Origin of the sequence: Streptomyces sp. NBC_01335 (assembly GCF_035953295.1) — a bacterium.
Taxonomy (GTDB): Bacteria; Actinomycetota; Actinomycetes; order Streptomycetales; family Streptomycetaceae; genus Streptomyces.
Window position 1 is genome coordinate 8,183,185 of sequence record NZ_CP108370.1, and the last position, 20,849, is coordinate 8,204,033.

General features: G+C 73.0%; 25 protein-coding genes. 19 read left to right on the forward strand and 6 right to left on the reverse strand.

Translation table 11 applies throughout. From position 1 onward, the window contains the following. Nucleotides 1-23: 23 nt before the first annotated feature. Entirely contained in the window at nt 24-500 is a 477-nt protein-coding gene (locus OG599_RS34335) for a hypothetical protein (protein ID WP_327179876.1), read from the forward strand. 532 nt (nt 501-1,032) lie between these two features. Here OG599_RS34335 and OG599_RS34340 read toward each other — a convergent pair. After that, on the reverse strand, nt 1,033-1,314 hold the full coding sequence (locus OG599_RS34340) for a hypothetical protein (RefSeq protein WP_327179877.1): 282 nt from the start codon (nt 1,312-1,314) through the stop codon (nt 1,033-1,035). Between the two features lie 274 nt (nt 1,315-1,588). Between OG599_RS34340 and OG599_RS34345 the strand changes: the two genes are divergently transcribed. From OG599_RS34345 to OG599_RS34370, 6 genes are all read left to right on the forward strand, one after another. Further along, the gene (locus OG599_RS34345; protein ID WP_327179878.1) at nt 1,589-2,206 is read left to right on the forward strand and encodes a sporulation delaying protein family toxin; all 618 of its coding nucleotides are present in this window, start codon (nt 1,589-1,591) and stop codon (nt 2,204-2,206) included. Between the two features lie 162 nt (nt 2,207-2,368). Then, nucleotides 2,369-2,962 (forward strand): SdpA family antimicrobial peptide system protein, encoded by a 594-nt coding sequence (locus tag OG599_RS34350; protein WP_327179879.1) that lies wholly within the window; start codon nt 2,369-2,371, stop codon nt 2,960-2,962. Nucleotides 2,963-2,973: 11 nt separating this feature from the next. After that, nucleotides 2,974-3,972, forward strand: a complete 999-nt coding sequence (locus OG599_RS34355) for a sporulation-delaying protein SdpB family protein (RefSeq protein WP_327179880.1) — start codon at nt 2,974-2,976, stop codon at nt 3,970-3,972. A 381-nt stretch (nt 3,973-4,353) separates the two neighbouring features. Next, entirely contained in the window at nt 4,354-4,854 is a 501-nt protein-coding gene (locus OG599_RS34360; protein ID WP_327173797.1) for a DUF6879 family protein, read from the forward strand. Between the two features lie 83 nt (nt 4,855-4,937). Then, the gene (locus OG599_RS34365; protein WP_327179888.1) at nt 4,938-5,432 is read left to right on the forward strand and encodes a Scr1 family TA system antitoxin-like transcriptional regulator; all 495 of its coding nucleotides are present in this window, start codon (nt 4,938-4,940) and stop codon (nt 5,430-5,432) included. Between the two features lie 310 nt (nt 5,433-5,742). Continuing rightward, entirely contained in the window at nt 5,743-6,633 is an 891-nt protein-coding gene (locus tag OG599_RS34370; protein ID WP_327173796.1) for a hypothetical protein, read from the forward strand. A gap of 220 nt (nt 6,634-6,853) precedes the next feature. Here OG599_RS34370 and OG599_RS34375 read toward each other — a convergent pair whose 3' ends face one another. Next, the gene (locus OG599_RS34375) at nt 6,854-7,099 is read right to left on the reverse strand and encodes a hypothetical protein (protein ID WP_327173794.1); all 246 of its coding nucleotides are present in this window, start codon (nt 7,097-7,099) and stop codon (nt 6,854-6,856) included. A 266-nt stretch (nt 7,100-7,365) separates the two neighbouring features. Between OG599_RS34375 and OG599_RS34380 the strand changes: the two genes are divergently transcribed. Beyond that, the gene (locus OG599_RS34380) at nt 7,366-8,751 is read left to right on the forward strand and encodes an NPCBM/NEW2 domain-containing protein (protein ID WP_327173793.1); all 1,386 of its coding nucleotides are present in this window, start codon (nt 7,366-7,368) and stop codon (nt 8,749-8,751) included. 251 nt (nt 8,752-9,002) lie between these two features. Here the strand turns inward: OG599_RS34380 and OG599_RS34385 are convergent, their stop codons facing one another. Then, entirely contained in the window at nt 9,003-9,326 is a 324-nt protein-coding gene (locus OG599_RS34385) for an STAS domain-containing protein (RefSeq protein WP_327173791.1), read from the reverse strand. Between the two features lie 826 nt (nt 9,327-10,152). Further along, entirely contained in the window at nt 10,153-10,335 is a 183-nt protein-coding gene (locus OG599_RS34390; protein ID WP_327173790.1) for a hypothetical protein, read from the reverse strand. Between the two features lie 435 nt (nt 10,336-10,770). Here OG599_RS34390 and OG599_RS34395 point away from each other — a divergent pair, with 435 nt between their 5' ends. The 6 genes from OG599_RS34395 to OG599_RS34420 all read left to right on the forward strand — a co-directional run bounded on the left by OG599_RS34395 (nt 10,771) and on the right by OG599_RS34420 (nt 15,121). Then, the gene (locus tag OG599_RS34395) at nt 10,771-11,121 is read left to right on the forward strand and encodes a hypothetical protein (RefSeq protein WP_327173789.1); all 351 of its coding nucleotides are present in this window, start codon (nt 10,771-10,773) and stop codon (nt 11,119-11,121) included. 2 nt (nt 11,122-11,123) lie between these two features. Continuing rightward, nucleotides 11,124-11,348 (forward strand): hypothetical protein, encoded by a 225-nt coding sequence (locus tag OG599_RS34400; RefSeq protein ID WP_327173788.1) that lies wholly within the window; start codon nt 11,124-11,126, stop codon nt 11,346-11,348. 935 nt (nt 11,349-12,283) lie between these two features. Further along, on the forward strand, nt 12,284-12,694 hold the full coding sequence (locus OG599_RS34405) for a hypothetical protein (protein WP_327173787.1): 411 nt from the start codon (nt 12,284-12,286) through the stop codon (nt 12,692-12,694). Nucleotides 12,695-12,751: 57 nt separating this feature from the next. After that, nucleotides 12,752-12,892 carry a hypothetical protein gene (locus tag OG599_RS34410; protein ID WP_327173785.1) on the forward strand — a complete coding sequence of 47 codons (141 nt, stop codon included), beginning with the start codon at nt 12,752-12,754 and terminating at the stop codon, nt 12,890-12,892. Nucleotides 12,893-13,879: 987 nt separating this feature from the next. Continuing rightward, a complete protein-coding gene (locus OG599_RS34415; protein ID WP_327173784.1) occupies nt 13,880-14,098 on the forward strand; it encodes a hypothetical protein in 219 nt (72 codons plus the stop codon). Nucleotides 14,099-14,692: 594 nt separating this feature from the next. Then, the gene (locus tag OG599_RS34420) at nt 14,693-15,121 is read left to right on the forward strand and encodes a hypothetical protein (RefSeq protein ID WP_327179881.1); all 429 of its coding nucleotides are present in this window, start codon (nt 14,693-14,695) and stop codon (nt 15,119-15,121) included. 328 nt (nt 15,122-15,449) lie between these two features. Here the strand turns inward: OG599_RS34420 and OG599_RS34425 are convergent, their stop codons facing one another. Further along, nucleotides 15,450-15,941 (reverse strand): hypothetical protein, encoded by a 492-nt coding sequence (locus OG599_RS34425; protein ID WP_327179882.1) that lies wholly within the window; start codon nt 15,939-15,941, stop codon nt 15,450-15,452. Next, nucleotides 15,941-16,495, reverse strand: a complete 555-nt coding sequence (locus OG599_RS34430) for a SigE family RNA polymerase sigma factor (protein ID WP_442809730.1) — start codon at nt 16,493-16,495, stop codon at nt 15,941-15,943. Before OG599_RS34430 ends, OG599_RS34425 begins: the two co-directional genes overlap by 1 nt. A 258-nt stretch (nt 16,496-16,753) precedes the next feature. Between OG599_RS34430 and OG599_RS34435 the strand changes: the two genes are divergently transcribed. The 5 genes from OG599_RS34435 (at nt 16,754) to OG599_RS34455 (ending at nt 20,647) form a co-directional block, all read left to right on the forward strand. Next, nucleotides 16,754-16,891 carry a hypothetical protein gene (locus OG599_RS34435; protein ID WP_327179883.1) on the forward strand — a complete coding sequence of 46 codons (138 nt, stop codon included), beginning with the start codon at nt 16,754-16,756 and terminating at the stop codon, nt 16,889-16,891. Nucleotides 16,892-16,985: 94 nt separating this feature from the next. Next, nucleotides 16,986-17,150, forward strand: coding sequence for a hypothetical protein (locus OG599_RS34440; RefSeq protein WP_327179884.1), 165 nt, complete (start codon nt 16,986-16,988; stop codon nt 17,148-17,150). A gap of 98 nt (nt 17,151-17,248) precedes the next feature. Next, a complete protein-coding gene (locus OG599_RS34445) occupies nt 17,249-18,292 on the forward strand; it encodes a hypothetical protein (protein ID WP_327179885.1) in 1,044 nt (347 codons plus the stop codon). A 1,757-nt stretch (nt 18,293-20,049) separates the two neighbouring features. Beyond that, on the forward strand, nt 20,050-20,175 hold the full coding sequence (locus OG599_RS34450; RefSeq protein ID WP_327179886.1) for a hypothetical protein: 126 nt from the start codon (nt 20,050-20,052) through the stop codon (nt 20,173-20,175). A 187-nt stretch (nt 20,176-20,362) separates the two neighbouring features. Next, nucleotides 20,363-20,647 carry a hypothetical protein gene (locus OG599_RS34455; protein WP_327179887.1) on the forward strand — a complete coding sequence of 95 codons (285 nt, stop codon included), beginning with the start codon at nt 20,363-20,365 and terminating at the stop codon, nt 20,645-20,647. Nucleotides 20,648-20,849 lie beyond the last annotated feature (202 nt).

The following is a 20,849-nucleotide window of genomic DNA, read 5'->3' on the forward strand; positions in this document are numbered from 1 at the left end:
CGGGACAACCCTTGGGAGAAAACGTGTTCCACCGACTGGCCCGGAAATCGGTGTCGTTCGTGGGTGTGCTGTTGGTCGGATGTCTGGCCGCCTGCGATCCGGAGGGTCTGCACTCCGCGGAGCACGCCGGACCGTTTCCGCACGAGTCTCCGGCGGACACCGCCGACGTCAGCCTCGAACAGGTCCTGTCCGACTACGGTGTCCGACTGCCCCAGGGAGCCGAGGACATCACCTACGGCGCTCTCAAGGCACTGGACGGATACCCGTTCAGTGTCCGGTTCTCCATTCCGTGCGACGGTGTTCCGGCGTTCGTCCGGGACAACGGGCTCGCCTCCGTCGGAAAGGAGACCCCCGACGAGGTGGCATCGGACGCCTGGGACGCGGGGTTCAACGAGGACACCGGTACGGCCTACGTCCGGGTGAAGGGAACGAAGCTGCCCAGGGTCGCCGGAGTGGTCTTCGAGCAGGCCGGCACGTGCAGGATGTTCTTCGGAGCCTGAGCCCGTTCCGCACCGTCGCTTGGCCGGCGCCCGGACCGGCCGGTGAGCAGAGGTCCGCAGGGCGCCGAAGCGTGGCGAGAAGCCGGCGCCTCCGTACAGGGGGCGCCGGCTTCTCTGCCGCTGTGCCCGCGGCGGCGGGGGTACGGTCGTCGGCTCCGGCAGCCGCGTCAGCCGACGGTCACCCCGCCCTGGAAGCCGTTCAGGCCGACCTCGACCGCACGCCCGCCAGGACCGCCGAATGGCTCCTCGCCGACCTCGCCGAAGCCCACGAGCGCCGCAGACAGCTCGCCGCCGAAACCCTCCCCCCTCGCCCACGCTGACGCGCGGCGTGACTGACAGCTGCTCCCTTGTCACGATTTCGACGACAACAACCCCTGCGCGTGACCAGGGACTTCGCGCCACCTCACGCGCCACCTCACGCCACTCTCGTCACACCGGTACCGTGGCGAACCTTCCGGCCGTGCCCGCACCCAGATCCGCGTGACACCCAAGGCCGGAGCCAGGGCCACCATCCAGGGCCAGGGTCCAGGAGTCATCGGCCGGGCTGTCCGTCACCGACTTCACCGGTCGGGTGCGGCGCGAACCGGCTCACCTGATGGGTGGTCGGGCAGGTGAGGCGCCCGCACAGCGTGTCGATCCGGACCATCGCCCCGTCGATCCCCGCTTCCCGCAGGGCGCACAGGTAAGCCCTCAACTCCGCCTCATCGGTGGTCTCCAGCACGACCTCCCACCGCCCCAGCTCCGGTGCGGTACGAGCAGAGGCCCGCCGCCCCTCGGCCTCCCGCCGCCGCTTCCTCTTCGCTTGCCCTGGCATGGGTCCAGGATCATCACCCGGCCACGCGACGGCAAGGGTCACCGACCGACCGGAGCCACCCACCCACGCCCCGCCGGCCAACCCCGCCGCATGCCCTCGCCCCCGCCTGCGGGGAGCGAGCGGGAGGTGGCCGGATCACGTCGCTCCCGGTCCGAGACGCTCTTGTAACAGGGTTCACCGACCACCAAGATTGCGCCGTCTCGCACAGGGCCAACACAACTTCCTTCGAAAGGAACGATCTGTGAAGCACTACGGGCGAATAGTGAGCGTTGTCGTGGCTGGTGTTGTCACTGGAGCTGCGGCGTTCACGACCATCGGAAGCGCGAGCGCGGCCACGACGAACGTGAACGGCAAGACGGCGACCACTAGTTCAGCGGCACCGGAGAAGGCGAAGCTCTCGGCCACCGAGGACGGCCACCAGCTTTTCGCCGGCATCTTCTTCGCGCAAGGACCCGTGGCCGCGAAGCTCGCGACCAACAAGCACCTCGACGGGTTCGAGCCGGGCGCGAACGACAGTCCCGAGGCAGTCCACGCCGTGGCCGAACTGGTCAAGGCGATCGAGCGGAAGTCTCCTGGCATCTTCGCCGACTTCTCGGCCAAGTCCCGCAGCGGCGACCCCAGACTCGTGGACGCGGCGGTGACCTCCCTCTCCCAGGCACTCGCCAGTGTCTCCGACTCGGACCTGTCGACCGCCCCCACCGACTCGGCGGACTGCGTGACCTTCGTCGTGACCGTGGCCGTCGCGGCGGTCGTCATCGGCGTGGCGACCGGCGCCCTGGTCGTCAACGCCGCCGCCTTCTTCAACGTGGTGGTGGAAGACACCGAACCGGTGGAGAACCTGACCAGGGAGGAACTCATGGCGGAGCTGACCACCACACTGCACGCCGTCTGACCCGGAGAACCTCCGTCTGACCCGGAGAACCTCCGTCCGACCCGAAGTAACTCCGTTTGACCCGAAGTGACTCAGTCAGCCCGCGCCGACTCCGGTACCGCCCTCCGATGGGCGAGCCCGGGGTCGGCCCGCACACCCCGGACCCATGGAGAGACGAACAGTATGTGGTGGAAGGACTCCCCGCTCAGGGTGCGGGACCGCGTCACCGTGACCGACCGGCAGACCGTCGAGATACCCCGGGCCTGGATCACCGGGGCCGCGGCGCTCTGTGCCGTCGTCGGCCTGTACGTGGCGCAGACGCAGGTACCGAAGAACGTCATGCACCTGCCCGGGCAGCAGGCCGTCAGGCCCGTCGCGGTCGCCGTGACACCGCAGGGCTGGGCCTTCTTCACGAAATCGGCCCGCAGCACGGAATTCGAACCCTTCCGCTGGGACGGCTCGACCTGGTCCAGCGCCTCGGCCGGCCGCCACTCCGAGCACGGGTTCAACCGGGTCTCGCGCTCCCAGGGCATCGAGACCGCGTTGATCCTCCACGAAGCGGGTAAGGCAACCCCCACACCCTGCGCACTCGCCTCGCTCCAGGACTGCCTGAAGAACGCCCAGGGAGCCACCGCGGTCACCAACAGGACCCCGGACCCGACCTTGTGCGGACGGATCGCCGTGGTCGAGCAGAAGCCCACCCCCTGGGCCTGGCGGGGCCTCCTGCCCGACGCGCACACCCCGGAGAGCGCGATCCTGCTGGACGTCTCATGCTGAGGCGGGTCCCCGTGCCGTGGACCAACGTGTACGGGCTCGCCCGCACGCTCCTCGCACTGGGCACACTCGGCACCTTGGCCTTCAGCAGCACGTCGACGCTGTTCCGTCCCGTGGCGACGCAGGGCACCTACCCCGTCTGCAAGTCGCTGATGAGAGCCGGCGTCTTCTGCCTGGCTCCCGAGAACGGTCTCACCGCGACCCGTTGGCTGTGCGTCGCCGTCCTCCTCATCGTCGCCGCCGGGTGGCGTCCCCGGTGGACCGCGCTCCCGCACGCCTGGGTGTCCTTCAGCGTCTTCACCGAGATCGCCATCCCCGACGGCGGTGACCAGATCACCTCCGTCCTCTCGGCACTGCTCGCCCTCACCGCGCTCGGCGATCCCCGGCGCTGGCACTGGCGGCAACTCCCCGAAGGGGCCGCCGCGCGGCACCGCCGAGCCGTCCTCCTGGGGACGACGGGCCTGGTGCTCGCACGCCTCCAGATGTCGTTCCTCTACTTCCAGTCCTCCGTCGCCAAACTGCCCCACGCGGAATGGGCCGACGGCACCGCGATGTGGTACTGGGGACACAGCCTCATGTTCGGCGCACCCGGCCCGCTCCAGCCCCTGGTGGACCCGGTGATCGCGTCCCCCGTGGGCGTCGCCCTGCTCACCTGGACGCCGCTGGCGATAGAAATCTGCCTGGCCGCAAGCCTGTTGCTCGCGCAGCGCTGGCGCTGGCGCGTGTTCGCCGCAGGTGTCCTCTTCCACCTCTCCATCGCCGTGATGATGGGCCTGTGGAGCTTCGCCCTGGCCATGATCGGCGGACTGGTGGTCCTCTGCTTCCCTCTCGGCTCCCACCTCGACATCACCCCGCCCGAGGCCGTCCGCAGATTGCTGCGCCGGACCACCGCCGCCGACCCGGATCTCCCGGCGGAAGGGGACGACCTCCCGGAGCCCGGGCCGGAGCCCCCGCACCGCCGGCCCGCCCCCGCACCGGGACCTGCGGGGACTTCGGCGCCCGTGGGCTCCTGACCGGCAGGGCCCGGCACCGGCCCAACGGCGGGCGCCCTGCTCGCCGGCGTCCGGCAGGGACTGTCTGGGTCGGGGTCTCCGCCCCCGGCAGGGACGGCCCGACCTCCGACCCGGCCTTCCCTGCCGCCTGCGGACCTGGCACCCTCACCGGGGCACTCACCTCTTCCGCAGATGGGCGGTGGAGAACACCCCCGACGAGCCCGAACCCACCCGATGGCAACGGCGACTTCAGTGCCGAGGAAGTAGCCGCACGGGCTCTCATTGGAGCCGCAGTCAGGAGTGTTGGCTGGTAAGGGACGGGGGCGTCATCCGGATCCCGGTGCGGATGGTGGATCAGATCAGGAAGGTGTGTGATGCCGCAGAAGCCGCTGGCCCTCAGCTTTGAGGACTTCCTCGGCTCCGTCCGGCATCACGCCCTGCACCTGGTATTGCGGGACGTTTACGCCGTGGGGGAGGAGCGGGACGTCTACGACACCTTCCTGGCGCGACGGGTGCGTCCCCGCGGACGACTCGGAGTTCTGGGGCGGCTGGCTGCCGCTGGTGGAGCGGACCGTGGCGCGCGGGGTGAAGGTCTGGCGGGCCCGGGTCGTCTCCGAGCCCGTCACCGCGTACATCCGCTTCGAGCATGCCCTCACCGACGCCAACCTCCGCGCCGGCGAGCAGGTCCGCTGGCTGTCCCGCCGCCGCGCTTCCACGCTCGCGCTGCCGGGCAACGGCTTCTGGCTCATCGACGACCAGGTCGTTCGGTTCAACGTCTCCTCCGGTGACGGCGAGGCCCTGGAGCCCGACCACACCAAGGACCCGCAGGCCATCAAGCTGTGCACGGAAGCGTTCCGTATGGTGTGGGACCTGGCCACTCCGCACGCCGACTACCGCATCTGACCCACGCACGCCCAAGGGCCACGCACCTCGTGACGGCCACCTCTCCCTCGTCCAGCGCCCAGTCGGCCCGCGAGGCGCTCGCCGTGCGGCTCACGCACCTGCGCAAGGGCGCCGGCCTCACCGGGAAGGAACTCTCCGCCCGGCGCGGCCGGCACCCTGCGAAAGCGACCCGGATCCAAAAGGGCGCGGGCCTCTCCTCGGACGCGGACATCCGCACGTGGTGCGCGGCGTGCGGCGCCGACGACCGGGCGCCAGACCTCATCGCCACCGCCCGCACCGCCGACCCCGACGCCATGCGCGGCCAACTGCGCCACGTCCTGACCGTGATGCCGCTCGCGTCCCTCTCGCTGGGGATCATCCCGTTCACCGCGCAGCGCACCGTGTGGCCGCTGGAAGCGTTCTACGTCCACGACGACACCACAGCCGTGGTCGAGACCCTGACGGCGGAGATCAAGGTGACACAGCCCCGCGAGCTCGCCGGCTACAGCAGAGCGTTCGCCGGCCTCGCGGAGACGGCCGTGTACGGCGACGCCGCCCGCACCCTCATCCAGACCGTGATCGACACCCTCGACGAGTGAATCTCCGCAACTCCCCGCAACCTTGTTGAGGGGAAGCCGGGTACTCCCTACCGTCGAAAACGCCACCGACGCACACCCAGGAGACGGGGCCCGCATGCGCACACCCACCCCCAGCGCCACCACCCCACCACCCCCAGCGCCACCACCCCAACACCTTGCCGAGACAACCGAGTCCGGTACCGGCCCGGCCGTGTACGGCGTCACCTCCCCGAACCTCCTCGCCCGCGCCCACCCGCTGCTACGCCCGCTTCCTCGATCGCGGGCCCGAGGGCCAGGACGACGAGGCCGCGCACCGTAGGAGCACCGCGCGGTGACCGTCGACCTGCCACCCGAAGTCTCGGCCGCGCCGCCGTCGCGTCCCAGCACGCACACGGTCCTGTACGACCCCGACGGACTGCTCGAAGCCGGGCTCCCGCTCGACCGCGAACCCTGCGAGAGCCTCATCACGGCCGTCCTCGCCTGGGCCTGCCCCGACACACTCGCGATCCGCGTCTACCATCAGATCGCCCTCCAGCTCACCGGCCACGCCCGCGCCGTCGCCGCCGAACTCCGCACGCGCGCCGACCGACTGCCGAAGTCCAGCGGACCCAAGGCCCTCGCCGACCTCGTCCTGCGCGAGGCGGAAGAGCAACTGTCCCCGCTGCCCGGGGGCACCATGAGCTGCGTTCAGGCCCGCGAGCTCAGCATCCTCCTGCGGGGCCGGCCTCCGTCGAAGTACTTCATAGAGGCGCTCATCAAGAACGTCGCACCGGCGGAACTCACCCAGTGGCGGGAGCTCTGGACCGCCACCAACCGGACGCCCAAGGCACCGCGTCCGCCTGACGCCGAGGGCCCCCGCCCACCGGCTGCCCCTTCCAACGGGACGGATTCGCGAGCAGCTCTGCTGACGGGCCGGGCCTGGGCCGTCCTGGGCGTCGTATTCGCCTATACCGTCACAGCCACGTTCACCGCGGGCCTCCAGGCCGATGCGGGCGCCGGCATCCTGAACCTGATCGGCTACGCCGTCGCAGCCCTGCTGAGTCTGTGTGCCGCAGCGGTCGTCCTGGTGGGGGCGATCCTGGCGAGACTCAAATCCGATGCCCCCTTCGGCTTTTTCCTCATAGCGTCTCTACTGGCACTGCCCGCCGGTCTGATCGTCCCGTGGTACGCGGCTGTCAGCCAGCCCTGGTACTGGATCGCCGACCACCTCGGCGTCATCTGACGACCCGCCCCCGCGACCGGATCCGGTCGCGGGCACCGATCCGGGCCCGCCCCCCACGGGGCGCCCGCCCGGGGACGAACGGCTGGAGCACCGCCCGAACTTGGTCCGCCGTCAGCACCCGAGCACATGCCGGAGATCCGCAAGGTGCTCCACCAGCGCACCAGCGGGTGCGCCACGGGCGGCCAGGCAGGGCGGTACCGACCGCTCTACCCACGCCTGGTCAGGCGGGCGGTACGGGCGGGATGTCCCGCCGGTGCGTGCGGCGGAGGTGACGGTGTGCGCGGTGGTTGGTCCACCAGGTGAGCCGGTCACCGGAGTCCTGCGGGAACAGCGTCTGCACCGACGTCGCGGCCAGGGCGAGGACGAGACAGATCATCACGCCCCACCACGGTGCGCCGGCCATGACGGTCGCGAGACCGGAGACCGCGGTGACGGACGCGGGGACGAGGTTCGTGGAGAGGGGCATGGTTCAGGCCTCGCTTCCGGTGGTGTGGGCACTACGCCCCGGATATGCGGGGTGGGGCATGGCGGGCCTCCTGCGAGCAGCGGGCACCCTGCGGGTGCGGGTGCACGCCAGGGAAGGGACCGCAACGGCACCATGCCGCTCCAACCACCCCTGTGACGTGCTGAGTCGGCTCTACAGTGACCGGACTGTCTGGTGGTGGGCGACCGCGCCAGTGGAACTGTTCCCGGTGCCGGACGGCACGGGGAACCCGGTGAGGGGGAGCACAGGTGGCACACGATGGTGAGGGCGGCGCCGGGGACGGGATCCTCGCGCGCAGGCAGGCACGCGCCGAGAAGGACCGGTTGAAGGCCGGGTTCGGTGCCCGGTTGAAGGTCCTGCTGGACCTCACGGGCTTGTCCTCGCGTGAGTTCGCGGCCCGGTTCCCGGCGTACAAGGACTCTACGGTCCGCAAGTACACCCTCGGCACGAACCTGCCCCCGTGGGACTTCCTGGACGACCTGCTCACCGAGGTCGCCCGCCGCACCGACGACCCCGCCGCTCCCCAGCGCCGCACCGAACTCTTCACCGCCTACCGCACCGTCCTCATCGACACCGGCGCCGACCTGCACGGCAGCGACCAGAACTCCCTCCTGCTGCGCCTCCTGGACGGCGAGGAAACCCTGCGCCGACTCGGCGTGGAGCTCGCGGAGGTCCGGGGGCGGGAGAACGAGCTCCGTCAGGACTTGGAGGAGGAGCTCCGCCGGGCCCAGGCCGCGCCCGGTACCGGCCATCAGGAGCGGCGGCGCCGACTGGAGGAGGAGGGCGGGGCCCTCGCGGCACGGAGGGACGAGCTCGTCCACCGCCGCGGTGCGGTGGTCACGGAGCTGGACGACTGCCGGGGACGCCTGGCGGTGATGGAGGCGGCCGAAGGTTCGGGCGACATGGTTCCGGCGGGAACCGGGGCCGGTGCGGGAGCGCACCAGGCATCGGTTCCGCCGCTGCCGCCCGGGTCACCCACCACGCCCGCGGCGCCGTCGAAGCATGGCGGCCGGCGCCCTCTCGTGCTGATCGGCGCCGTGGGCGCCGTGGTGCTCCTGGCGGGCGGCGTCGCCATCGGGGTCTGGGCGACCGGCAGTAACGACGCGGACAACCGGGCCTCGTCCCCGGAACGCACCATCTCGTCGACGTCGGACGCCCCCCGCACCAGCACACCCACGCCCTCACCCGAGGCTCCCTCGGTCAGCGCGACGCCTGCCGCGCCGACGGCGGAGCAGAGCAGCTGGTCGCTGATCGAGGACCTGGTGCCGATGGACGTCTACCCGGAAGGCACCGACCGTTCCTTCACGACGGGTGCGTTGACGGTCAACAACCACGAGTACCCCGCAACGCTGTACGCGTACGAGGCCGAGCGCACCTGGCAGCTCGGCCGCGAGTACCGGACGTTCACCGCCACGGCCGGCGTTTCGGACTCCACGCCCTCCGGCGACGTCATCACCTTCACCGTGCAGGTCGACGACGCAGTCGTCAAAGAGCTGCAGATGCGTGCCGGTGACCCGGTGAAGAAGGTGTCCATCCCCGTCAGCGGAGCCTTCCGCATCAAGCTCACCGCACAGGAGTCCTTCAGCACGCAGAACGGCTACGGAGCATGGATCGACCCCGTCGTCACCAAGTAGGTGCCCTGCACTGGATCCGCTTGCCGACCTGCGCGCTCCGTTCGGGCGCAGGGCGGCAAGCGGATCCTCACCACGCCCCTCGGGCGGTAGGGCGTGGGGCCGTGGGTCTGACCTTGCTCTCCGCCCGCGCGAAGCGAGACAGAGCTTTCTGTCGGGGGCGGGGCAGGCGCGTGGTGGGTTGGTGCCGCTGCTCGTGGCCGCTGGCCGCGCTCACCCCGCACTTCGCCGTCACCGCGTCGGGCTGGGGGTGGTCAGGTGGTCCGGGCGTCTTCGAGGGTGGGGTAGAGGTGGAGGAAGGTGTCGGCGCCGACGATCTGGAACAGGCGTTGCACGGCGGGGGAGGGGTTCGCGATCCTGAGGTCGGTGCGGTCGTGGGTGGTGAGGACCAGCCGGAGGAACGAGGAGTCGGCGAACGTGATGCCGCCGGCGTCGAGTACGACCGCGGCGTGGGTGGCGACGGCGGCTTCGATCTGTGCGGTCAGCGGTCCGAGGGAGTCAAGGTCCAGGTCGCCGCGGGCGGTGATTTCCGGCAGCGGGACTGAGGCGGAGCCGTGTTCCCCAGATGGATTGTTCATGGAGGAAGTATCCCCAGACGACCTGTGAGTGACGGGCCGTACGGCCCGTCGGTCCCTTTCTGCGGCCGGTAACTTGCCCCGCGCCCGGCAGATGCTTTCCGACCGCTGCCTCCGTCTGGTCGTGCGACGCCATCCTCGCGGCCAGCGCAGACGCCTTGAGGGACACTCACCCGCAGAGACGTGCGCTCACCTGGCATTGACCAGGAGAACGCCAGTGCGGCCGATGCGACGAGAGGCGCGACCAACGGTGCGACCTGCCGGGGACGCCCCCGGCGGCGTCCTGACGCGGTCGCCCACCAGGGCCACCCGGCACCGCGCAGAGGGGCCCGAGGCGTCGTGCGGGTTGCGATCCTTTCCTCCCCGGTCTGGCCCGACATGGCCGCCGCCCTGGCCCGTCCCGACGCCCGAGGCGTCGCGTCGCCCGCGTCCTGAGTGCCGCGCACGTCCAGGGCGAAGGCATCGACCGCACTCTGGCCGCCCTCCTCACCACCCCGGCCCCCGCCGCCGCCCGCACGGTCGCCGCGGGGGCGGCGCCCGGGCCGGTCCCCGCCGCCCGCACCGCGCCGGCGGCCGGTACGGCGCCCGCCCCGGCCGCGCCCCGGTACCGGCCGCGCCTGGGCGCCGGAGGTTGCGGTGTCGGGAGCGAGCAGGGACGCGCGCGTGATGTGGGGCCCGCTGACCGCAGGCCTGACGGCCCCTCACGACCTGGATCTCGCCGACCGGGCGAAGGCCCTGAACCAGCTGGACGTGGGACCGGCCGAGAGCAGCCGCTTCGTGACGGTCCTCCAGGACGTCCTCGGCTCGGGGAAGGAGACGAGCCTGCTCGTCAGTGCCCGCCCCTGGCCCCTGGCCCCTGCTGGCCCTGCTGGCCCTGCGTATGAAGACCATCGTCGAGGGCCCGGAAGGTGAGCCGGGCCTGCGGCTGCGCCTGGCAGGGCTCAAGGGCGTGCTCGGCCGCCCGGGCCCGCCGGCCCAGCTCGTCGAGCGCCTGGTCCGCGCGGCCCTCCACGCCCTGACCTCCGCCCGGCTCCCCGGTCCCCGACCGCCCCCCGTGTCTCCCCGGCCGCCGCCCGCTCCACCACCACCAACACCGCGCCCGGCGCCGGGACCGCCCCCGCCGAACCCGCTGCTGTCCCGGCCCACCGCCGCCCGACCGCCCTCGCCCGCCGCCCGTCCCGCGCCCGGTGACCCGGGACGCGCAGCCGTAACGCCGGGCGCACCGGGACACCGGCGCGGCGCCGATGCCCGCCCCCGCCCTGCCCAGCGGAGTCCCTGCCTCGCACCCACCGGCACAGGGTGGCGTCACCCATGACACCATCCCTGGCCGCCTTCCCGGGGCCGCGTGCCCGCCGGCGGCCGGGCGACGGGCACGGGTACCGGTCCGCCCGGCCGCCGGTGGTGAGAGAGACTGAGGGCCACCATCCCAGCGGCGAGGGACGAGAACATGGCGGCCAGGACGGATCCGGCGCGGTTGGTGCGTCAGGCCCGGGACCTGATCGAAGAGTTCAACCGCGTGGTGCTGGACGACGCGAAGGAGCTGTCCGCGCCCGCACTGTCGGAGGCCACCCAGGCGCTGAAGTCGTTGGTCGAGCGGCTCCCGCAGGCGTTCGAGCAGACCGCCGACGTCCTGGAGCTCCTGGCCAAGAGCGATAAGGTCACGGTCGGGCGGGGCGGCGTCAGGACCGAGGTGGCCACGACCGCCGCGGAACTCCGGACGGTCGCGGCCGACAGCGAGCAGCTGGGCAAGAGCCTCGCCAACCCGGCGTCGGTCCTGTTCTCCATGGGCGGCCGCTGACCATGGCTGAACTGCCCTCGCCCGAGGAGGTCGAAGCCGCCCGCGCGCCCGCCGGCGGCTCGAAGCGAGACCAGCTCGCCGCCTGGGGCGTGCCGTGGCCCCCGCCGAAGGGCTGGAAGGACGAGCCGGCCGATCGCTGGAAGTCCGCCCGCCCGCCCGGACCGCCGGCGCCCCCGCCCACCCCGGGCCCGGCCGCCTCCGCCCAGGACACGCTCGACTTCGGCTGACCCGACGCCGGCGCGACCTGCCGGGGGCGCCCCCGGCGGCGTCCTCGACCTGGAGGCCGCCCGGCTCCGCGTCGGCCCCGGCCGAGGCCGGGGCCGACGGGAGGACGGCGCACCATCCGGTGCGCCATCGGTTTGCACCAACAGCTGCACCACCTGGTGCGCCATTGGTTGCGGCATCGGTTGCACCAGCCCGGCCCACTCACCACGCCCCACCGCAGTTCAGAACCGGATACGGCGTGGCGGGCAGCTCGGACTTCCCCTCGTCCCCCGGAGCCGGCTGCTGGGCGGTGGGCGATGGAGGCGGTGGCGGGGTGCCGGGGAACAGGGGTGCCGCTGCGCCGGCCTCTCTCCCGGCCCGTCGCGGAGCGCGCCGGGCAGAGGCAGTCGGGCCGTCCGGGCCAGCGCCCGCAGGTGCTGCCCTGAGTGCTGACCTGAACGGACCCCCGCGCCTGATATCGGCGCGGCAGCCGCCATGGCAGCTGGATCGGGCGGGCTTGTGCGGCCTGCTCCCGCCCGTCGCACTGTGCTGCCTGCCCCGCCGTCACCGACCCGACCGGCCGTCCGTCGGCCGACCGTGCGTGGCCCCCCCGCCACCAACACGCTGGGCGGGGTCCAGCCGACGACCGAGGAGACCCCCGCCATGACCACCGCTCAGCAGCCCACCACCGCCGCCCCCGTGACGGCCGCACTCCCGGCTCCCACCGCCCCCACGGCCCCGACTGTGCCGTCCAGGGCTCGTCCCGCGGCTCCCGCGGACTGTCAGTGGGCTCGTGCATGCTCACAGAGGAAGGGATCTGCATCGGCTGCGACTTGTGGGCCGGCCCGGTTCGCACCGGGCCGCCGGGCCGCATGTTCCGGTGCGTCCCTTGCCCATGGGCCCGCCCGGGCGCATGGGCGGTTTCGTGATGACAGTCGATCAAGGGAGGGAGTACGCGATGCGTACGAGGAATCTGACTGTGGTGGCGTTGCTTGCGGCTGGCGTGATGGGCGCGGTCGGTGTGACACCGGCAGCGGCCGCCGGTGGTCTGCTTCCGCATCCGGGTCCGGAGGGCCTGGTGTGGGTGCAGGAGTGGGTCGGGGACGGGGGAGTAGCTTCCGCCGGTGCATGGGAGGGTCTGCCCACAGTGCTGACGGTGGCCTGCGAAGGTGGCGGCACCGTGGATGTGACCATGGATTCGCAGGGCCACCAGGTGGCCGCCTTCACCGTGGACTGCCCTGCTGACACCGCAGGCGTGGGCTCGGTGACGATGGACGCGGGTACAGTGCGGACCGGGTCCTTCACCATCGGTGTCGACGCCTCCGATGACGCTGTCCACTGGGCCCTGACGGTTACTCAGCCGGAGTAGAACCTGGTGATCTGCGAGTAATTGCCGGTGGTGGCTCGGCGCCCGTGATGTCGGTGGGTGAGTACCGAACTCATGAGGGTCATCTGGTTGGCCGTCGGTACCAACCGCTGGAGGGACGCGCGCCAGGACGGTGCTTCGCCGCCCCTGCCGAGTCGGGCCCCGGCCCACTACGCGCAGGACACGCTCGACTTCGGCTGACGGCACATCAGCGGGGCCGGGCAGGATCACCCTGCCCGGCCCCGCTGCCCGTTCCCGGCCGCCTACCGGTTCAAGCGGATGGTCGGTCCTCACGCGGCCTCGAGGTCGTCCAAGAGGCGGGTCTCCCACTCCTTCTCCCACCCGCCGCGCAGGAGGAACGGGGCGCTCTCCGTGCGCTCCAGGATGGCCAGGGTCTCGGGCTGTCCGATCAGTGCGTACCGCCCCTGTGACGCCGGACGACTGTCCGGACCGGTCCGGCCTGCATGCCCGCCGCCGTGGGTGTCTGTGGCTCCAGGCGCGGACGAGGACCTCCCGCCTCCCGGCCTGCCCCGTACAAGCTCCGGCCGCACGTGCCGTTACGGTTCGGCGTGCGGGTCGTCGGGCCCGTTATGGCTACACGTGAGAGTTCCTGGCGGTGCGCCCTGTGCGCGGGCGGCCTGGTGGTGCGGGGCCCGGCCCACCTCGTCACCGGATCCACCAAGAAGGGGAGACGGCGCGTCTACGGGACGTTCCTGATCTGTGCCCCCTGCTACACGACGGGGGCGCCGGATCCGGTCACCGGGCTGATCCGGCCGGCCGCCGACCGGCGGGCCGCCGACCGGCGGGCCGGGGCGACGGAGCGGCTGGACCTGGCGGGCCGGGGCCCCATTCTGCCCCCGGGACCCTGCCTCGCCTGCGGTCTCGCCGTGGTCCGGCGCGCGGAGAAACTCCTGAAGGAGGTGACGTGCTCGCACGCCTGCCGGACCTCCCTCACGCGCATCCGTCACGGCGGCCGGGGGTCGGGCCGCCCGTGCGGCGCCTGCGGACAGCCCGTGATGTCTGGGCGTGCGGATTCCGCGTACTGCCGGCCTGCCTGCCGGCAGAAGGCCTACCGCCGCCGCGCCGCCGGCCCCCGCCCCAGCCCCGGTGCCCCCGACCGCGACCGCGCCTTTGGAGACCGCGCCCCGGGTCCCGCCCGGCGACGCCGTCGATGAAATGCTGGCGGCCATGGTGCCCTTCAACGAGGGCGACGGAATCCCCCAGGCCCTCTACAAAGCCCTCTACCAGCTGCGCACCGCATACCGCCGGGGCCCGAACGGCCGGGACGAGGCCCTGGCCCCCCTCGCGTCCATGAACCCCGCCCGCCTCAAGGTCCCGGCCACCCCCGACGGACAACGCCTGCGCGCCGCGCTCCACCACCTCCACGACCAGCACGCACAGCCGTAACGGCGGGCTACACCGCCTCTACGACCAGCACGCGCAGCCGTAACTCCGCGGCGCGCTCCGCCCGTTCCCGTACCCCGCACCGTCCGGTGGAGCCCACGCCGCCACCCTCTGGCCGCCGTCCCGGGTCCGCGTGCCCACCGGGGCCGCTGCGCCGGGCCCACCGCTGCGCCGGGCCCACCGTCTCGCGGGCGGGCCCGTACCCCCCCCAGGTGTGACGGCTGTGCGTGACAGAAAGCGTCGTCCGGCGCGCTGCCGAGCCAGGCGGCCGACCCGTCCGGCGTGGTGGTCCAGTGCGGCGGCAGGACCCCCGTACCCGCGTCGCCGCCGAACGCGCGCCCTGCGCCCACGTCGACGAGGCCGGCGAGGGCGAACTCCGACCAGAACCTCCTCGACCCCGCTCAGCCGGTGCCCGCCTCGCGGACCTCCGGACGAGCGCGGCACGCCGGCCGGTGAGTTCAGCTCCGCGACCGCATCCGTCCGTACGGGCGGGGACGCCGGCGGTTACGCGGACCGGGCCGGGTCGTTGGGCCGGGTATGCAGTTGCCGGAGCGGGTCGGGGCGTTGTCGGAAGCGGCGTGTGAGGTGTGGGAGGCCGTGGTCGCGGACGGGTGGTCGCCGTCGGCGGCGATGGAGGCGCTGGCCGCCGTGGACGCCCTGGTTGCCGCGCTCGCCCGGTTCGGGCCGGAGGCCGCGCGGGCGCTGGCTCCCGCGCTTGCCGCGACCGCGCGGGCCCGCGAGCTCCTCGTGGGGCCCCAGGACAACGAAGGGACCGCCGCCCGGACGGGCGCGGCCGGACAGAGTTCCCGCGCCGGCCGGCACCCCGTTCCAGAATTCGGGATCACCCGGAACGCGGCGGTGGCCGAGCGGTTGTGGTGGGACGCCCAGGAGGGCCGGGGCGGGCCGCTCACCGGCATGTTTGCCGCGTTGCCGCCGCGCGCGATGGAGGAGGCGGTCCTCCGGCGCAGCCAGCGCGAGGTCTGGCACACCCTGCTGGAGGACCTGAGCCGCCGTCACGCTGGCTGACCGAGCCGGACTTGCCCGGCCAGAACCCGGTCACGGCCTCCGCCTCCGCCTCCGCGTCGCCCATACCGTCCTGCGGCCACGCCCCCCGCAGTACGGACACGTGCCCCTCCGGCGTCCCGGCGCCCCACGGGGAGTTCCGCCCGCGCGCCCGACGCCGCGATCCTGTCCCTCCCCGGCACGAGCCCGGGGAAGGGACACGGTCCACGTGAACGGTTTCGCCGTCGTGTTCCAGGACCGGAATCCGTCCGTAGCATGGGCGGAGGTGGTGGCCCCGGTTTCGGCGGGGCCACCACTTTTGGTGAGGCTCTGTCAGGTGGGAGCGGGCGGGTCAGCCTTCGCAGGTGGTCAGGGAGACCGTGTCACCCGGGCGGACGACCGTCGGGGCGTGCGGTGAGACCGCGACGACCATGGTCGGCCGGCAGCCGGCCACCCGGGCCCGGGTGAAGCTGGGCGTGATCCGGAGCGGGACGAGCACCCGCCTGACGCCCGTCGAGTTCAGTCCGGCCAGCGGGACACTGACGGTCTTGCCGTCGCTGGTGCGGACCAGCACGGTGGTGCTGTCGGCGGTGGCGGTGGCCGCGGTGGTCGGCCGCGCGGAGTGCGACGTGTTGCCGACCGCCAGGGCGGTTCCCGCCCCGGCCACGATCAGGGCCGTGACGACGCCTGTGAGGGCCGTGGTCCGCTTGCGGCGGGCCCCGCGCGCGATGACGGCCGTGTCGAAGTGCGGCGTCTCGGCGGTGTTCACGAAGTCGTTCATGGCGTTCACCAGTTCCTGTTCGAAGGGTGTGCAGCCGGAAGGCCGCGAATGGTCTGAACTCATCAGGTCCCTTCCGTGGGCTGCTGGGGTGAAGGGCCGGAGAGTGCGGGGAACTGGCCTCTGAGCTTGTCGATCCCGCGAGCGAGCTGGGACCGAACGGTGCTCGGCGAGATCCCGAGGTCGGCCGCGATCTCGTCGTCCGGCAGGTCGTGGAAGTACCGCAGCACCACGACCGTCCGCATCCGCATCGGCAGACGCTGGAGGGCCCGGACCAACTGGTCCCGCGTGTCCACCTGCCCGTACCGGTCCCCCGGATCCGCCTGGTCGCCGCCGTCCTGGCACGGGACCGAACGGCGGAATCTCCGCCACCGGTCGTTGGCCAGGTTCACCATGATCCGCCGGACATAGGCGTCCGGAGCATCCTTCGCGGCGATGGTGCGCCACCGGCGACAGGCCCGTTCCAGGGTCTCCTGGACCAGGTCCTCCGCAGCCTCGCGGTTTCCCGTCAGGACCAGCGCACCGCGGAACAGTACGGCCGACCGGGCGACGACGAAGCCGTGGAAGTCGTTGGCGTCGATCTCCGCCGACTTGGGCTTGCCGAGCAGAGCACGCGGTATCCGCTCGCTTGCCAGATCCAGATCCAGATCCACACGCTCCTCCCTTCCTGTCACCCCTCCTCGACGCCGAAGCGGCCCCGTCTGCTGCACGCCCCCGTTGAGACCTGGGTCACAGTGGCGACCCAGGCTCGGTCTGTGCCCTCGGTCGGTGCCCCGGTCCGGCGAGGGAGGATCGGCCGCGAAGCCTTTCGGGAGCGCCGGTCGAGAACGGCCGTCGCCTTCCTGCGGACCGGTCGACCCGCCGCCCGTACGGGCGCGTTGGCCGGGCATAAACTCCACCACCGCATCCTGGCCGTCACCGCCGCGGCGACGGCCACCACCCCCGCCACCCCCGCCGCGCCCGCGCAGGCCGCCGCCTCCGCCTGCACCCACCACTGGTCCGGACCGCAGGTCTGAATCTCCACCACCGGTCAGGGCGGGTCGGTCAATCCGGGGACGGTGACCGCAGCGTGGACGAACCCGCCGAAGTCCCTGCGCGGCGCCCGTCTCGATGCCCGACGGCCTGACGTACACCCTGACCGCCCGCCGGACCGCCGAGAGCCACTTGGTCGCCTCGGACCACCCCGGCATGCAGCGCCCGGGGCGGCTCTGCGTGCGGTTCGAGGGGTCCGACCGCCGGGCGTGCGTGGAGATCATCGACCGCGACATGACGTGACTGCGGGCCTGAACTCCCGTACCAGAAAGCGCATTTGGAGAGAAATTCTGCTCTATCGTCATGATATGCGTCCATTCATTATGGTTGAGGTTGATGGCGTGCTGTCTCCGTACGATGGTCCGGCGCCCGCCGGGTACGCCGTGCACGCGGCGGAGTCGGCGGCGTGGCGGGCGTGGGCCGCGATGGTCTACCCCCTCTACCCCCGCCAGGCCCCCCTGCGGCTCGCCCTGGACCCCGCGGTCGGCCGGGCCCTCGCGGAGCTCCCCGCCGACCTGGCGCTCGTCTCCACCTACACACCCGCCGAGCTGGCACCCCTGCTCCCCGCCTTCGGGTGGGAGACGCTGCCGCCGCTGGTGCCGCTGCGGGAGACCGGGTCAGTGCACTACCTGCGGGTGGAGGACCCCGGCCGGTGCCCCGACGCGGAGACCGCTCTGTACTGCCGGTCGGAGGAGATCGTCTCGTGGGCCCGGACCCACGACCGCCCGGTGGCGTGGGTCCGCGCCGGCGCCCACCACCAGGAGCAGCTGCGCCGGACCCTCGGCTACCTGTCGGCAGTCGGGCCGCTCCGCGCGCACCCCGTCGCCCCGGCCACCGGGATCACCGCCGCCGACCTGGACGCGCTGCGGACGTGGGCGCAGGAGATGTCCCTGCGGCCGGAGCCGGCCCCCGTGGTGCCGCGCCGGTGCCGGGACTGCGGGGACCGCTCCACCACCGTGCGCGACGGCCGCCGCGCCGACCGCGTCCACGCCCGGTGCGGGTCCTGCTGCGAGTGCTGGTGCCCGGGCCCGTCCGAGGACTCCCACGACGCCCACGACGGCGCCGAGCGGCGCGACGAGGGAGGGGTGACGGTGCACCAGGTAGCCGACGGCGCCGAGGACCAGGAGGACGACGAGCGCGGCGAGGAGGAGGACGAGGGCCAGGAGGTGAGACACGGCGGGGTTCCTTCCGGTGGGTGGAGCGCGGTCTGCGCTGCACCCCCCAGGCCCTCCGGGAGGGCGAGTCTCCTCGCCCCCGTTGCCTCGGCGCGGATTACCAACACAGACGGAGCAGGGCACCGCGGTTGGCCCCGCGTCCGGACCGCCCCGCCCGGGACCCGGCGGAACCCGGCCGGTACGCCCCGCAAGGGCTCCCCAGCGAAGTAGTCGGCGTCCGCCGAACCACCGGAAAGGCCCGCTGACCTGGTGTTGACCAGGCCGGAGGCCGCCCACCCGGTGCGACCAGAGGCGTGACCTGCCGGGGACGCCCCCCGCAGCGTCCTCGACCTGGAGGCCGCCCGGCTCCGCGCCCAGCTCTGCCGGGCCAGGCCGGGCACGCGTGTGTGCACGGACACGCGTGTGCACACGGAGCGAGCGGCCAGAGGCGGTACGGACCGCACGGCGGCACCGGCCACGGGACCGGCTGCCGGCCCGGCGGGCCACCGGCTGGCCGGGGAGGCGGCTGCCGGTCACCAACCGGTGCCTCGCCGACCCGTTTCCGGTCCTGCCGCCGGACCCGGCGGGCATCCGCTGGCGAACCGCTGGGCATCCGCTGGCAACCGTCCAGCCCGGGGCGTCCGGACGGATCCCAGCGGATCGTCAGCGGATGGTTCGGCGGGGTCCAAGGCGTGCACGTGCACGCGAGGGCGGACGCCCCGGCCGACGCGCCCATTACGGCCAGGGCCCGCCCCGCCGGAGCCGCTTACCGTCACGTGGAGGCGTCACGGAATGACGCCTCCTGAACGCGACTGCCGCTTCCGGTAGGCCCGGGTGCGGCAGCGCGGCGAGCAGTACACCGCGTCGGTCCGCTTCCGGGTCCCCCCGGCGGCCTCACCGGTGACCCACCAGCCCTTGCAGACCGGGCACCGGTGTTTCGGCCGCCGGTAAGGACGCCCCTCCCGCAACGCGGCCGCGAACTCGACATTGCTGCGCCACCACTCCTCGCGCTCCCGCCTCGCCCGCCACGCCTTCGTACGGCACGCCGCCGAGCAGTACCGGCGCGACCGGCGGCTGTCCTCGGGCAGCAGGCCGCCGCACTGGCCGCAGCGCCGGACGCTCTTCCCTCTCACACCCCCAGGGTCCTCCCGCGGCCGCCGCCCGTCCGGCAGGCGCCGGAGCGCGTCCTCGCTCAGCACCGGCCGGGCCCGGCCCCCAGGGTGCGCCGGCCTCCCGTACGGACCGGCACCGTTTCGGCGGCCGGGGTGGTCAGGAGGCGTTCCGCGGCGAGCTGGGCGCGCGGCGCGCGAGCTCGGCGTCGGTGGCGGCGGTGCGGTCGGCGGGTCCGGTGCCCAGCGGGCGGGTGTTCACCCCCGGATTCTCGACCCCTGGCCGCCGACTGCCCGCATCGAGGCGTCCGGGCCTGCCGGACCACCTGCCCGGGACCTGCCACCCGCCTGCCGTGACCTGCCGGGGGCGGCAGGCCATGGCAGGCGGCCCGGCAGGCCCGGACCGCCGCGACCTGCGTCGGCAGGTCAGGCAGGCCACATCCCCACCCCCCGCCGGATTCCCGCCCAGGCACCCCCGTGGGGCGGGAGAGGGGGTACCGCCGATTTTGGTTGTCCGGGTTGTCGTCGCAGGTCGCACGTTGTCCCGGTGGTTGTCCTGGCGTCGGCCGCTGGTTGCCCTCGGACAAGACCCGGCCAACACCGGACAACCCCAGGACAACCTCGTCGGCCGCCGGTTCGGGAAGCACCACCAGGAGCAGCGGCCCGTCGAGCCGGCCGACACCTTCGCCCCGGCGCTGCCCGCCCCGGCGGGCACGACGTGCTCCTGGCGGTGGCCCTCGCCGCGACTGCCGGGACCCCTCAGCGGAGCGGCCCGGACCCGGCGGAACCCGGCCGGTGCGCCCCCGGGGGTCTCCCCAGGGAAGTAGTCGGCGGCCGCCCTGCCCGGGGAAACAGGCGCTGACCTGCGATTGACCACCCATGAGGCGCCGCGCCCGCCGCGACCAGAAGCGCGACCAGAAGCGCGACCAGAAGCGCGACGTGAGGCGCGACCAGAGCTGCGACCAGAGGCGCGACCTGGTCACCGGCGCCCTTCAACCCAGGTGAGCGGGGGGTTGCGGGGCTTACCCCGCCGTCCCGCAAGGTGCTGCCCGTCGCCCCGTGGGCCACCCCGCGACGCAAGCACCCGGCCCGTGCTCCACTCCCCGCTGCTCCACCCTGGGCGGCAGGCCGTGTCGGGCACTACGCCACTCGCACCCTCGCTGACGTACGTCCCACCACCGAGAGGAACCCGATGTCCACCACCGCTCCCCAGCCCCCGCAGCAGCCCGTAGTCCCGGCCGCTCCCGCCCCGCTCCCCGTCCCGCCGGCCCCGGCCGCCGTCGTGCTCCCGTCGTGGGTCAAGGTCGCCCTGGTCGTGCTCGCCGTCGCGGTCGTCGTGATGGCGTCCGGGTTCGTCGGGTTCGTCGTCCTGGTCCGCCCCGGCGCCTCCGCCCCGCTGAACACGATGCTCGCCTTCGGCGCCTTCGTCGTCGCCGCGGCCGGCCTGATCGTCACCTGCGTCCGCAAGCAGCAGTGACCCGGCGAAGCGCTGTTCGGCCCGGCGAAGCCGCTTCCGGAGTCCCGGACCCACAGAGTTCGGGACTCCGGGACTACCGGATTTCAGAACCACCAGCCGGGGCCGGCGGGCCACGACGGCCCCGACCAGTGGGACTCCGCGAGTTCCCGCGCGGCCCGCCCGGCCTCGTACGAGCAACCGGCGACGGAGGCCCTGGGGCCTC

What these genes read in the sequence shown, in the direction of transcription:
- OG599_RS34340 (WP_327179877.1), bottom strand. Translation starts at nt 1,314, where the DNA reads ATGCCAGGGCAAGCGAAGAGGAAGCGGCGGCGGGAGGCCGAGGGGCGG.
- OG599_RS34350 (WP_327179879.1), top strand. Translation starts at nt 2,369, where the DNA reads ATGTGGTGGAAGGACTCCCCGCTCAGGGTGCGGGACCGCGTCACCGTG.
- OG599_RS34375 (WP_327173794.1), bottom strand. Translation starts at nt 7,099, where the DNA reads ATGCCCCTCTCCACGAACCTCGTCCCCGCGTCCGTCACCGCGGTCTCC.
- OG599_RS34385 (WP_327173791.1), bottom strand. Translation starts at nt 9,326, where the DNA reads ATGAACAATCCATCTGGGGAACACGGCTCCGCCTCAGTCCCGCTGCCG.
- OG599_RS34395 (WP_327173789.1), top strand. Translation starts at nt 10,771, where the DNA reads ATGGCGGCCAGGACGGATCCGGCGCGGTTGGTGCGTCAGGCCCGGGAC.
- OG599_RS34400 (WP_327173788.1), top strand. Translation starts at nt 11,124, where the DNA reads ATGGCTGAACTGCCCTCGCCCGAGGAGGTCGAAGCCGCCCGCGCGCCC.
- OG599_RS34405 (WP_327173787.1), top strand. Translation starts at nt 12,284, where the DNA reads ATGCGTACGAGGAATCTGACTGTGGTGGCGTTGCTTGCGGCTGGCGTG.
- OG599_RS34415 (WP_327173784.1), top strand. Translation starts at nt 13,880, where the DNA reads ATGGTGCCCTTCAACGAGGGCGACGGAATCCCCCAGGCCCTCTACAAA.
- OG599_RS34425 (WP_327179882.1), bottom strand. Translation starts at nt 15,941, where the DNA reads ATGAGTTCAGACCATTCGCGGCCTTCCGGCTGCACACCCTTCGAACAG.
- OG599_RS34440 (WP_327179884.1), top strand. Translation starts at nt 16,986, where the DNA reads ATGCCCGACGGCCTGACGTACACCCTGACCGCCCGCCGGACCGCCGAG.
- OG599_RS34450 (WP_327179886.1), top strand. Translation starts at nt 20,050, where the DNA reads ATGAGGCGCCGCGCCCGCCGCGACCAGAAGCGCGACCAGAAGCGCGAC.
- OG599_RS34455 (WP_327179887.1), top strand. Translation starts at nt 20,363, where the DNA reads ATGTCCACCACCGCTCCCCAGCCCCCGCAGCAGCCCGTAGTCCCGGCC.